13 protein-coding genes are annotated in these 11,788 nt (G+C 64.6%); 1 reads left to right on the top strand and 12 read right to left on the bottom strand.

Translation table 11 applies throughout. The features are described 5' to 3' along the window. Positions 1–210: a hypothetical protein gene (locus GJ700_RS01855; protein ID WP_154370939.1), complete on the top strand. Its 210-nt coding sequence runs from the start codon at positions 1–3 to the stop codon at positions 208–210. A gap of 118 nt (positions 211–328) precedes the next feature. Here the strand turns inward: GJ700_RS01855 and GJ700_RS35830 are convergent, their stop codons facing one another. From GJ700_RS35830 to GJ700_RS01800, 12 genes are all read right to left on the bottom strand, one after another. Further along, positions 329–460, bottom strand: a complete 132-nt coding sequence (locus GJ700_RS35830) for a hypothetical protein (RefSeq protein WP_260117263.1) — start codon at positions 458–460, stop codon at positions 329–331. A gap of 97 nt (positions 461–557) precedes the next feature. Further along, a complete protein-coding gene (locus tag GJ700_RS01850) occupies positions 558–926 on the bottom strand; it encodes a Rieske (2Fe-2S) protein (protein WP_154370938.1) in 369 nt (122 codons plus the stop codon). Further along, positions 919–1,230 (bottom strand): YciI family protein, encoded by a 312-nt coding sequence (locus GJ700_RS01845; protein ID WP_154370937.1) that lies wholly within the window; start codon positions 1,228–1,230, stop codon positions 919–921. The genes GJ700_RS01850 and GJ700_RS01845 overlap by 8 nt, the downstream gene beginning before the upstream one ends. Positions 1,231–1,232: 2 nt before the next feature. Continuing rightward, the gene (locus GJ700_RS01840) at positions 1,233–2,066 is read right to left on the bottom strand and encodes an intradiol ring-cleavage dioxygenase (RefSeq protein WP_154370936.1); all 834 of its coding nucleotides are present in this window, start codon (positions 2,064–2,066) and stop codon (positions 1,233–1,235) included. A gap of 13 nt (positions 2,067–2,079) precedes the next feature. Next, positions 2,080–3,174 (bottom strand): maleylacetate reductase, encoded by a 1,095-nt coding sequence (locus tag GJ700_RS01835; RefSeq protein WP_154370935.1) that lies wholly within the window; start codon positions 3,172–3,174, stop codon positions 2,080–2,082. Positions 3,175–3,176: 2 nt separating this feature from the next. Beyond that, the gene (locus GJ700_RS01830) at positions 3,177–4,640 is read right to left on the bottom strand and encodes an aldehyde dehydrogenase family protein (RefSeq protein ID WP_371867796.1); all 1,464 of its coding nucleotides are present in this window, start codon (positions 4,638–4,640) and stop codon (positions 3,177–3,179) included. A gap of 103 nt (positions 4,641–4,743) precedes the next feature. Next, a complete protein-coding gene (locus GJ700_RS01825) occupies positions 4,744–5,736 on the bottom strand; it encodes a hydroxyquinol 1,2-dioxygenase (protein ID WP_154370933.1) in 993 nt (330 codons plus the stop codon). Positions 5,737–5,767: 31 nt separating this feature from the next. Then, complete coding sequence (locus tag GJ700_RS01820) at positions 5,768–6,268, bottom strand: cupin domain-containing protein (protein ID WP_154370932.1); 501 nt, start codon at positions 6,266–6,268, stop codon at positions 5,768–5,770. A 133-nt stretch (positions 6,269–6,401) separates the two neighbouring features. Continuing rightward, on the bottom strand, positions 6,402–7,352 hold the full coding sequence (locus GJ700_RS01815; RefSeq protein ID WP_154370931.1) for a LysR family transcriptional regulator: 951 nt from the start codon (positions 7,350–7,352) through the stop codon (positions 6,402–6,404). Between the two features lie 32 nt (positions 7,353–7,384). After that, the gene (locus GJ700_RS01810) at positions 7,385–8,068 is read right to left on the bottom strand and encodes an EthD domain-containing protein (protein ID WP_195763744.1); all 684 of its coding nucleotides are present in this window, start codon (positions 8,066–8,068) and stop codon (positions 7,385–7,387) included. A gap of 164 nt (positions 8,069–8,232) precedes the next feature. Then, a complete protein-coding gene (locus tag GJ700_RS01805) occupies positions 8,233–10,686 on the bottom strand; it encodes an efflux RND transporter permease subunit (protein ID WP_154370929.1) in 2,454 nt (817 codons plus the stop codon). A 12-nt stretch (positions 10,687–10,698) separates the two neighbouring features. Further along, positions 10,699–11,787, bottom strand: coding sequence for a WD40/YVTN/BNR-like repeat-containing protein (locus tag GJ700_RS01800; RefSeq protein WP_154370928.1), 1,089 nt, complete (start codon positions 11,785–11,787; stop codon positions 10,699–10,701). Position 11,788: the final 1 nt, after the last annotated feature.

Raw genomic sequence — 11,788 nt, 5'->3', positions numbered from 1 at the left:
TTGAAGCGGAAAATCCATGTCGAACATGCCGCCATCGGCGAAGCGTCACGCGCCGCGCAGCTTTATCGATTTGCGCAGCGTTGCCCGCAATGGTGGCTGGCCGATGCCGGTCGGGTTGGCCCGGCCTGCGAAGCGCTGGTGCGCGCCATGTTCCGTGACGGGGTGCTGATCCGTATGCGTGCGGCGCAAGGCGTGCTGTGTTGGCGCTGACGGCAAATTGACCTGCCAGTTCCCGATAGCCCAGTCGATTTGGATGCAGTTTGTCGCCGGCGCCGCCGGTAGTGTACCGGCGTGGCGAATGAACTCGCCTGACTGGGCCTGGCCGGGATCAGTTCGCCGACGTGCCGTAGACGATGCCCCGGCCGTTGGTGCCGATATACACGGTGCCGAAGGTCTTCGGATCGCCGGTGATCACGTGGTTCGAACCGTACCGGTTGTGCTGGTCATCGTTGATGCGCACCCAGGTGTTGCCGCCGTCGATAGATCAGGTAGGCACGCGATGGTGGTGCCATCGCTGTCCCATTCCCGCTGGTTGCCTGTGCCCAGAGATCGTTGCTTCAGTCCCCGATATAGACGTGGCCATCGGCGACGCGCACGGGAACCGCTAGCAGGTGCGCACCGGCACATGGGCCGTCGACACAGTGGCCATCGTCAAATTTGAAGAAGGCAGTGTGATGCGCACACATGACCAGATCACCGCCCAACACGATGAAACGCTGCGGTTCAAAGTTCAAGGGCAATGAGAAATGCGGGCAACTGTTGTGATAAGCCCAGAGATCCGCGCCGCGGCGCAGCAGCAGCAGGCGGAACGGCTCCCTGCCGGCGCCGAAACACACCTCGTGTCCGCCGCCGTCCGGCACCTGGTCGACCGGACACACGGCGCTGCCCGCGGCAGGGGCTTGATACAGGTCTTGCCATTTACTCATCTTGAATCGCTCCTGGAAAGGCGCCCAGGCCGCAGGTCCACGGCCGGATATCCACCGACTGGAACAAGCCTGCAATGGAATAGGGGTCGGCGCGGACAAAATCTTCAACGTCCTGCAATGTGGCGGCTTCAACCAGCAACAGCGTGCCGTTCATGGCGCCGCCATCCGGCGCGTGGGTCGGGCCAGCCAGGCGCACCGTGACCCGATGGCCCGGCTGGCGCAGGTAAAGGCGGTGGCTTGGCCGCACCTGTTCCCGCAACGGCAGCAGGTGCGGTTTATCGGTGCCGAATATGACGAAATACATGGTTAGCGGGCCTGGACGGGTTCGAGCACGAAGTCAAAGGCGACTCCCATGTTGCCATCGGCCTGGCGCTGGTATTCAATCACCAGTTCGGGCTTGACGCCGAATACCGCATCGGAGTCGAGATACGGGTCACCCGCGGTAAACAGTTGCGTGACCAGCGGCTGGTAGCCAGGTGCCGTCACGATGAAGTGGAGGTGCGCCGGGCGGTATGGGTGGCGGCCCATGGCTTGCAGATATTGGCCGGCCGGGCCATCGGTCGGAATCGGGTAGCTCACCGGTTCCAGCGTGATGAAGTCATAGCTGCCATCGGCGCGGCTGCGCAACTTGCCGCATAAATGGTGCTCTGGCTGATCCTTATCCTGGACGTGATACAGGCCGTTGGGCGCGGTCTGCCAGACGTCCAGCAAGGCGCTCGCAATGGGCGCGCCGGCCAGGTCGCGCACCGTGCCGCTGACATGGACTCTGGGGCCGGGGAGTGCGGCCAGATCGGCCCCGTTGGCGCGCTCCGGCGCCCCCTCCACATAGAACGGCCCCAGCACGCTGGAAGCGGTGGCGCCCGCCGGTTTGCGATTGGCCATCTGATCGACCAGCATCGACGCCCCCAGCAAATCCGACAGCAGCACGAATTCCTGGCGTTTGTCGTCGCACGCCTGGCCGGTGCGGGTGAGGAAGCGGATCGCGCCCAGCCATTCTTCCGGCTGTAATTCGACCTCACGGATGAAGTCATGCAGGTGGCGGATCAGCGCGCCGCTGATCTGTTGAAGGCGCCGATCCGGGCATTGCCCAAGTTGTTCGATTACGGCGGCGGTCAGCCGGTGTTCCGGGTTTATTTGCATCGTGTGGCCTCCATTAACGTGGCATGGCCGATCCGGCCCGGTTGTCGGGCATGCCGGGCCGGCATCCCGTGTGGGCGTCTTTCAGCAGTTGCAGCACGGCGTCGTGGTCGATCGGGCAGGGGTTGTCGTAGGGGTTGAGGACGGCCAGGCTGGCCGCATGTTCCAGCCCGTCGGAGGGCATGCCGATGTCGGACAGCGCCAGCGGGACATCGAGGGTGACGATCAGGTCATGCATGCCTTGTGCGGCATCGGCCGCGCCCAGCGCATCGGCGATGATCCGCATGGCGCCGGGGGCGCCGCGGCGGTTGTAGGCCAGGGTGTGCGGCAGCAGGATGGTGTGCATTTCCGCGTGCGGCAGGTTGAAGGCGCCGCCCAGGGTGTGGCACAGCTTGTGGTGCAAGGCCATGCCGACGGAACCCAGGCAGATGCCGGCCAGCCAGGCGCCATACAAAGCGTCGGCGATGGCGCCGCCATTGGCGGGATCGAGCGCCAGTCGCGGCAGGCTGCGGCCGAGGGCGCGGATGCTTGCTTCCGCCATCAGGCTGGTGACGGGATTGGCGTCCCGGGCATACAGCGCTTCGGCCGCGTGCGCGATGGCGTTGACACCGCTGGTGCAAGCCATGCGGGCCGGCAAACTGGCGAGCAGTTCGGGATCGTAGATCACGGTCCTGGGCAAGACTCGCGCATCGCGCCCGGTGGTCTTGACGCCATTCTCGGTGATGCCGTAAATCGGCGTCATTTCCGAACCGGCGTAAGTCGTGGGGATGGCCAGGATGGGCAGCGAGGACGTCAGGGCAATCGCCTTACCCAGGCCGATGGTCGAGCCGCCTCCGATGGCGACGAAGGCATCGGCGCCGAGGGCGCGGGCCGCTTCGCGGGCGGCGTTGGCGCAGCCAATCGGCACGTGCATCGCGGCCTGGTCAAAGATGCCGGCGGCGCGTCTACCCAGCAGACCGGCGGCGCGTTCGGCGAGTGCGCGTTGCGGCGGGGTGCACAGGACCAGGACGCGCTGCGCGCCCAGGCGCGCCATTTCCGCGTCCAGTTGCGCCAGGTTGCCCGCGCCGAATACCACGCGGGAAGGCTGGCCTTGATAGACAAAGGGTTCCATGGTCAGCGCTTGAAGTGAGGAGGGATATTGGCGTCGACGTTGACCCAGACCGACTTGGCTTCGGTATAGTCGTGCATGGCTTCGAAGCCCATTTCGCGGCCATAACCGGATTGGCCCACGCCGCCGAACGGCGAGCCCGGGTTGACCCGCTTATAGCTGTTGATCCAGACCATGCCAGCCCGCAGGCCGTCGGCCATCTGGTGGGCCCGGCGCAGGTTGCTGGTCCACAGGCCGCTGCCCAGGCCATATTCGGTGGCATTGGCTATCTGCAGCGCCTCGGCGTCATCCTTAAAGGTGGTGACCGACACGAACGGGCCAAACACTTCCTCCTGCGCCACGCGGTCGGTGCTGGCGGCGCGCACCACGGTCGGTTCCACGTAACAGCCGTTGGCCAGGGCCGGATCGGACGGTGCGCGGCCGCCGCACAGCACTTCTCCTCCCTGTGCGCGGGCGATATCCACATAAGCGAGGACGCGGTCGCGGTGTTGCGCTGACGTCAGCGGGCCCATTTCCGTGCCGTGGTCGAGTGGATTGCCGACCTTGATCGAGCGGGCCAGGCCCAGGAAGCGGTCCAGGAATGCGTCGGCAACGCGTTCGTGGATGATCAGGCGGGAACCAGCAATGCAAGCCTGGCCCTGGTTATGGAAAATCGCCCAGGCCGAACCATTGACGGCGGCGCCGAGGTCGGCATCGTCGAAGATGATATTGGCGCCTTTGCCGCCCAGCTCCAACTGCACGCGCTTGAGGTTGCCGCGCGATGCTTCCACGATGCGCCGTCCGACCGCGGTCGAACCGGTGAAGGCGATCTTGCCCACGTCGGCATGTTCCGCCAAATGCTGGCCGGCGCTGTTGCCGTAGCCTACGACGACATTGACGACCCCTTCCGGGAAGCCGACCTCGGCCATCAGTTCCGCGATGCGCAAGGTCGACAGGGGCGTGATCTCAGCGGGTTTCAGCACCACGGTGTTGCCCGCCGCCAGGGCCGGTCCCATCTTCCAGGCACAGAACATCAGCGGGAAGTTCCACGGCACGATCTGTCCCACCACGCCGATCGGTTCACGTTTCACATAATTGAGGAAGCCGGCTTCCACCGGGACGATGGTGCCCTGCAGTTTATCCGCCATGCCGCCGAAATAGCGGAAGCAGGCGGCCGTGCGCGGCACATCGATGTTGAGGGCGTCGCGCACCGGGTGGCCGGTGTCGAGCGCTTCCAGTTGCGCCAGCTCGAGCGCGTGCGCTTCGATACTGTCGGCCAGTTTCAGCAACAGACGGCCGCGCTCGGCTGCCGCCAGGCGCGACCAAGCGGGAAAGGCGCGGCGCGCAGCCGCCACCGCCAAGTCGACGTCAGCCGCTTTGGCCTCGGCTACCCGGGTAATGACGCTGCTGTCGTGTGGATTGAGGGTGGCGATGGTGGCGCCATCGAGTGCGGGAACGAATTTCCCGCCGATGAATAACAGGTTTTGCACGTTGTCCATGGCGATTGGTTCCTGTGTTGACATGACTTCCCCCTCAGGGCGAGGGCCGCAAGGGGCGTGGCTGGCGCCACAGGGGGAAGGAAAACCGGGCGGGTTAGAAGTTGACCGGGTACGGCGGCAATTCCTGGCGCTCGTACATGCCGGGGACGGCAGGGTTGCCGTTTTCCCACACGAGTAGCATGGCGCGTTTCTTGGCGAAGCCCTGGTGGGCAATATCGGCTGGCATGGCGGCGACGTCGCCTGGACGCATCATCACGCGCGCGCGCGGACGGCCAGTGGCCTTGTCGCTGATGTCCCACATGATTTCGTCGGACAATTGCAGGAACCATTCGACCCGGTCATTGCCGTGAATGATCGGCAGCGTGAATTCCTCGGTGGTGGGGCAGAACAGGCTGTGCTTGCATACCGACGTGACGGACGGATTCCAGGTCACGTCCGACCGTGACAGGTAGGCAAAGAGATTGAATGCATGCAATTCCTGCTCGAAGCCAGGCTCTGCCTGGATGAGCGGGGTGGACTGGTCCACGTCGGCAAAGGCGCGGTTGATCGGAAAACCGTTGGCGTCGGCGCGCAGCGGCGAATCGCCGTCCAGGCCCGGCATGCGTTTGGTGGCGATGCGGAAGCGGTCGATGGCCTTCAGGTTCGCACCCTGTTTTTCGCCAAAGGCGGTGGTGCCGGTTTCCACCGGTGCGGCGAACGGATCGAAGCCTGCGTTGACCCAGTCGGCCAGCATGTCTTTGAACAGCTTCATGGCGAGCGGGGTCTCGAATACTTCCAGGTAGTCGGCGCCTGCCTGCTGGTAGGCTTCGTTGAGGGTGCCGGCGAAGAATTCGACCTTGCCGTACAGGTTGCGGGTGCCGAACACGTGGTCGAAATTGACCACGCCGTAGAAAAATCCCCACGCGACGTCGCGCATCAGGGCGCGCAGGAAGGCGTCGATGGCGATGTGGTGCGACTGTCGCTGGTCCTTGCCCGGCCAGCTGATGATGGCGAAATACTCATCGCGGGCGAACTGGAACTGGCCCAGTTCGAAAGCGCGGTAGCCGGCCGATTGGCCGATGTGCTTGGTTTCTGCGACTGCGTTCATGTTGGTCTCCTGAGTGGTGGGCGAATGGCGGTTAGCGGTAGCAGATCTCTGCCCACTTCTGGACAGTCAACGCGCCGGCCATGGTTTGCTGGATCATGACCGATGGCGCTTCGGCCTTGAAGCGGTAGGCGGCGCCTTTCGGCAACAGGGCCTGGTGGCCGCGCTGCAGGACGATCTTGCCCATGCGTTTGCCGGCGGGTTCGTCGTGCAACGCCACCGTGCCTGCCTGCTCGGGGCTGCCGACCAGGTCCGGCTGTTCCAGCTTGATGAACTCGACCTCGACCTGGCCATCCATGACGATGCAGAACTCGTCGTGCGCCGCGCCCATCCATGCGGAGGCGCCTTCCGCGCGGATGGCTTCGATCACGTACTCGAGGTTGATGGCCACGGCGACCTTTTCGTAGGGCGCGGACTTGCTGGCCACGTCGAACACGTTCGAGAAGGCGTAGTGCATCGGTTGATCGTTGATGATTTCGATATGTCCCTTGGTGAACTGCTTTAGGGATCCGAATTCGGTCTTGAACTGCGGCATGGATATCTCCTTTGGGTTGGCGGCGCGGGGCCTTGTGTTGTTGCAGCGATTCTAGGGAGCGCACCGCGCGGCGGGTAGTGGACTGCGACCTTACGCACTGTTTGCGATTGCCGAACAATGGCGCTGGCCGTGGTTATAGCGGGGTGTCGGGCATGGCCGGCAACAGGCCCTGGTTGATCAGTGCGACGTCCCATGCGGGGTTTTCGCTGAAATCCCGCGCCAGGTGTTCCAGGAACAGACGCAGCTTGACGGTGTTGCGCTGGGTCTTGGGGAAGACGGCGGATAGCCAGTAGGACGGCAGGCGGTAGCCGCGCAGGATCGGCACCAGCCGGCCTTCCAGGATGTGCCGCGCCGCGACGATGGTCGGCAGGCAGACCACCGCGCCGGAGGCCAGTGCGATCTCCTTCAGGAAATGGATGGCGTTGCTGCGGACGGCCGGCTTCAATTCCAGCTCTATCTGTTCATAGCCATCGTCGAAGGTCCATTTATCCTTGGTGGGATAGCGCGAGTACAGACCAAGCTTGTGGCTGGGTAAGTCCAGGGGGTGCAGGATCGGCGGATGGTTGGCCAGGTAATCCGGCGCGGCGCAAAAGATGCGCCGGACGGGCAGCAGCTTCTTTTGCACCAGGTCTTCCGAGATGGGCGCAAAGATTTGCAGCACGCAATCGAAGCCCTCCCGGATCGGATCGATCACCATGTCATCGACCACAAAGTCGAAACTGATCGACGGATGGCGCGCCTGAAAGCGCATCAGGCTTGCCGCCATGTGATCCAGTACCAGGCCGGGGATGGCATGCACGCGCAGCTGGCCGCGCGGTGATCCCCGGTATTGGCGCATCAGGTCCACCACCTGGTTGGCATGTGAGACCACCTGCGCGCATTCGTCGAAATAGGTTTGGCCGACTTCCGACAAGCGCACCGTGCGCGTGCTGCGGTGAAACAGCGATGACCCGACGAAATCTTCCAGTTGCTGCACCCGGGTGGTAACGACGGATTTCGAGACATTCAGCTGGCGCGCGACTTCTGCAAAGCTGCCGACTTCGGCGACCCGCACGAACGCATCCATGCTGAGAAAGTGGTCCATGGAGGCGCCAGACGGTTCGGCCGGTTCCGGCGTCAGCCGATCACCGGCCGCGCCTCCGCCAGTATCGAGAACGAGCGTGGGGCGTCGATGAATTGCGCTTCGCTCTCCAATACCGTACGGCTGTCGTTGCGCCACGCCATCCAGCGTTGTGCATCGTCGAAACTGGCAAACCAGGTCTCCACGATGCCGTCATAGGGCGCCGACGCGCCGAACGGGTTTTCGTCCTGGGACAGCACCAGGTTGCGCGACGCTTGCCGCACGTATTGCCGATAGCCGTCCTGGGCCAGCAACAGGTCGGCGTGCCGCGCCCAGTGCGCTTCGAACGCTTCGTGGCTGAGGTCTTCGCGCCGTGTGATGTAGTCGAAGCTCTTGTACACTGCGGAGCCGTCGTCCGCCAGCTTGTACGGTACTTCCCGCGTCGCCAGCACCAGCAACTGGCTCAGGTCGTTGAAGCGGGCTTCGTCCGGCCGCACAATGGCTTGGTACTTGGGCTCGCCCAGCGATTGCAGCAAGCTCTGCTTGTCGTCGAACCACAACTCGATCACGGAATCGCGCTCTTGTTCATGGCGGTAGGCGGTGGTGGCGTGGACGCCGTCGGCCGGCAAGCGCGTGTGGTTTTGCACATACTTGCGGATGTAGCGCGTGCATTCAGGCAGGCTCTTCACTAGCGGGCCGTGGACATTGCCTAGATGATCGAAGAATTGCGTACGATCCATGTCTGGATGGCGGCGAGAACAGAGCATTAATTTCATTGTTTCCTCCAGTGTAAGTGTTTGCAGCATTACTACATGGGATCGTAACCCGGCGGCGGCGCCGCGTTTGACTCGCCATGCGTGGAAATTTGACTGTATTGCCGGCCGCGCGGGCGGCCGGCAACGGGTCATGCGTGGGCTTCGGGAATGGCGGGCGCCGCCGCCGTGCCGGCCACCGCCGGTGCACTGGCCGCGCCGGCAGCCTGCGGGCGCAGCAGGAAGTATGACAGCGCGGGCAACAGGATCAGGGCGCCCAGCATGTTCCAGATGAACATGAACGCCAGCAGCACGCCCATGTCGGCCTGGAATTTGATGGGTGACCATGCCCAGGTGGCGACCCCGATGGCCAGCGTGAATCCGGTCAGCATGACCACCTTGCCGGTAAACAGCAAGGCACGGTAGTACGCTTCGGACAGGCTTTTCCCTTCCCGCATCTGGGCCAGCATGATGCTCATCACGTACAGCGCGTAGTCGACACCGATGCCGACCCCCAGCGCGATCACCGGCAGGGTGGCGACCTTGACACCGATGCCCAGCGCAACCATCAGTGCTTCGCACAGGATGGAGGTCATGACCAGCGGCACCACCGCGCAGATCACGGCGCGCCAGGAGCGGAAGGTCACCAGGCATAGCAGCACCACCGCGCCATACACCCAGAACAGCATTTGGCGGCTGGCCTCGGCCACCACGCTGTTGGTGGCCGCTTCGATCCCGGCGCTGCCCGCCGCCAGCAGGAACTGCGCCTCCGGCGTGTTGTTTTCCCTGGCGAAGGCGGCCACTTCGGCGCTCACGCGCGACAGGGTGTCGGCCTTGTGGTCGGCCAGGTAGACCAGCAGGGACAGCGTATTGCAGTCCACGTTGAACAGTTCGGGCGGCACCTGGTTGGTCACCGAATTGAGCATGCTCTGGTTCGGCAATAGTTCATACCACTTGGCCAGGCCCTCGTTCATCAGGACCATCACCTTGCGCGTCAGCGTGGAGAGGGAATTGGTCGATTCCACCCCCGGCACCTGGCGCAATTGCCATTCCAGCGCATCCATGCGGGACTGGGCATCGTAGCCCGCACAGCGTCCTGGCGGCGTTTTTACGATCACCACGAAGACGTCGCTGCTGGCGCCGTAGTTGGCGGACATGAAGGCGGCGTCGCGGTTGTAGCGCGAATCGGCGCGCAACTCCGGCGCGCCGGCGTCCAGGTCACCAATCTTCAGGTGCAGGCTGGCGGCGTAGCCCGCCAGGCTGACCAGGGCGCAGGCGATGATCGTCAGCGCCGCCCATTTGCGCCGCGTGAACAGGTCAAGGAATTCCCAGGCGGGATGCTTGCCGCCGCCGGCGGCCTGTTGCTCCTGCTGCTCCGCTTCCAGGGTACGCGCGGCAGCCCTGGCGCTGACCCCGGTGTAGCTCAGCAAAATCGGCAGCAGCATCAGGTTGGTGAAGATCAGCACGGCCACGCCGATGCTGGCGACGATGGCCAGGTCCTGGATCACCTGGATGCGGATCATCATCAGCACGGCGAAGCCGACCGCATCGCACAGCAGCGCCGTCACGCCAGCCAGGAACAGGCGGCGGAAGGTATAGCGCGCCGCCACCAGCTTGTGCGTGCCGCGCGCGATATCCTGCATGATGCCATTCATCTTTTGCGCGCCATGGCTCATGCCGATGGCGAACACCAGGAATGGCACCAGCACGGAGTAGGGATCGAGTGCGTAGCCCAGGGCCGGTAACAAGCCGAGCTGCCAGATGACGGCCACCAGCGAGCAGACCAGCACCAGGGCGGTACTGCGTACGCACCGGGTGAACCAGTACAGCATGGCTGCCGCGATGACGATGGCGGCGGCGAAGAAGAGCAGGATCTGGCGCACGCCTTCGATCAAGTCGCCCACCACCTTGGCAAAGCCGGTCACGTGGATGACGATCTGGGCGGACTGGTATTTGCTGCGGATCTGTTCGATCTGTGCGGACAGCGCCGCATAGTTGATGGGCTTGCCGTCGGCGTCGGCCGTCAGCAGCGGCACGGTCACCACGCTGGAGCGCCAGTTGGGGGACACCAGCTGCCCCAGCTCGCCGGAGCGCGCGATGTTGGCTTGCACGCTGTCCAGGCTGGCCCGGCCACCATCGTAGTCCGGCGGAATCACGGCGCCGCCCTCGAGCCCTTCCTCGGTCACCGAGATCCAGCGGGTCGATGCCGTCCACAGCGATTTCATGCGTGGACGGTCCACCCCGGGCAGCAGGTACAGCTCATCGCTGATCTTTTGCAAGGTGGCCAGGTAGCCTGCATCGATGATGGTCCCGCTGCGCTGCTCCACCGCTACCCGCACGACGTTGCCGGAGCCGGTCAGTTCCGATTTGTTTTGCAGAAAATTGACGATGTAGGGGTGTTGCTTCGGAATCATGTTCTCGAAGCTGGCGTTCAATTCGATGCGGGTGGCCTGCCAGCCCAGCAGCAGGGTGGCGGCCATGCACAGAATGAGCACCGCAAGACGGTTGTTGAATAACAGCCGTTCCACCGCGTTGCCGGAGCGTGGATCGAAGCTGGCCAGGTCGCGCACGACCGGTTGCTGAGCGAGAGAGCTGTCAGCATGCATGGTGATACTCCATTATTTCTGTTGATGAGGTGCGGATATCGCGACGGCGCCAGCCAGCCCGACGCCGGTCAGCACGCCGTCACGGCCGGCGGCCAACGCTGACAGCGGTGCGCGGACGGCCGCTTCGGGCGCGAAGCTGACGCCCTGGTCGGTGCTGCTGAATACGGCGCCGCCCTGGTCGGCCAAGAGCAGCTTGCCGCCTTCGCCGTGGGTGAAGGCAGTGAACGAGGCCGCGCCTGTGATGTCGAGCTTGCTCCATTGCGCGCCCATGTCCGCGCTGCGGTACGCATTGCCTTTCAAGCCGGCGGCAACGACAACGCCGGAAGGCAGTGCGGCCAGTGCGAAGTAGCTGCCCTTGTAGGGCGTGCGCAGGGCCTCGAAGCTGGCGCCGTGGTCGCCGGAGCGCAGCAATGTACCCTGCTCGCCGGCGATGTAGATGCTGCCGTCGGTCCCGGCGACCGCGTACAGGTGCAAGCCGCGCGGATTGTCCAGCCGGCCCAGGATCGGTTGCCACGTGCGTCCACCGTCGCTGGTGGCCAGCGCCAGGCCATAGGCGCCAACCACGATGCCATGTTCGCGGTCACGGAAATAGACGTCGAACAGGGGCTTGTCCGCACCGTCGGCGGCCATCTGGCGGGCTGCTGCGGCGCTGCGGCGGCGGGTGTCGTCCGCCGACTGCTCCATTTCCTTTGCATAGGCCAGCATGTGCGCCGCGACCGTGTCGCCGTCGAGCTGGCGTGTCCAGTGCGCGCCGCCGTCGGCGCTATGCAGGACGACACCACGGTGGCCCACCGCCCAGCCATGGGTGGCGTCGACGAAGCGTACGCCGGTGAGGGAAACGCTGACGGGAGAGGGCGCCTGGCGCCAGGTCTTGCCCTGGTCATCCGACAGGGCGATGATGCCGCGCTCGCCCACCGCCACCAGCCGTGCGCCCGCCCGGGCGATGCCCAGCAGCGCCGCGCCGCCTGGTGCGCGGATGGCAAGGGCAGGACGGTGCAGGGTGCCGGCATGCGGCTGGACCGGCGCCGCGTGCGCCGGGAACTGGCATGCCAGCACCAGCGCCACGGCGCCGACCGGCTTGAGTAAAGTCGTTGGGATCATG

The organism is Pseudoduganella rivuli, from assembly GCF_009674485.1.
GTDB lineage: Bacteria > Pseudomonadota > Gammaproteobacteria > Burkholderiales > Burkholderiaceae_D > Rugamonas > Rugamonas rivuli_B.
This window is presented reverse-complemented; position numbering and strand designations above follow the sequence as displayed.

Bases quoted from the DNA above. Each gene is read 5' to 3' on its own strand.
- GJ700_RS01840 (WP_154370936.1), bottom strand. From the start codon at position 2,066: ATGCAAATAAACCCGGAACACCGGCTGACCGCCGCCGTAATCGAACAA.
- GJ700_RS01845 (WP_154370937.1), bottom strand. From the start codon at position 1,230: ATGTATTTCGTCATATTCGGCACCGATAAACCGCACCTGCTGCCGTTG.
- GJ700_RS01820 (WP_154370932.1), bottom strand. From the start codon at position 6,268: ATGCCGCAGTTCAAGACCGAATTCGGATCCCTAAAGCAGTTCACCAAG.
- GJ700_RS01835 (WP_154370935.1), bottom strand. From the start codon at position 3,174: ATGGAACCCTTTGTCTATCAAGGCCAGCCTTCCCGCGTGGTATTCGGC.
- GJ700_RS01825 (WP_154370933.1), bottom strand. From the start codon at position 5,736: ATGAACGCAGTCGCAGAAACCAAGCACATCGGCCAATCGGCCGGCTAC.
- GJ700_RS01815 (WP_154370931.1), bottom strand. From the start codon at position 7,352: ATGGACCACTTTCTCAGCATGGATGCGTTCGTGCGGGTCGCCGAAGTC.
- GJ700_RS01810 (WP_195763744.1), bottom strand. From the start codon at position 8,068: ATGGATCGTACGCAATTCTTCGATCATCTAGGCAATGTCCACGGCCCG.
- GJ700_RS01805 (WP_154370929.1), bottom strand. From the start codon at position 10,686: ATGCATGCTGACAGCTCTCTCGCTCAGCAACCGGTCGTGCGCGACCTG.
- GJ700_RS01800 (WP_154370928.1), bottom strand. From the start codon at position 11,787: ATGATCCCAACGACTTTACTCAAGCCGGTCGGCGCCGTGGCGCTGGTG.
- GJ700_RS01850 (WP_154370938.1), bottom strand. From the start codon at position 926: ATGAGTAAATGGCAAGACCTGTATCAAGCCCCTGCCGCGGGCAGCGCC.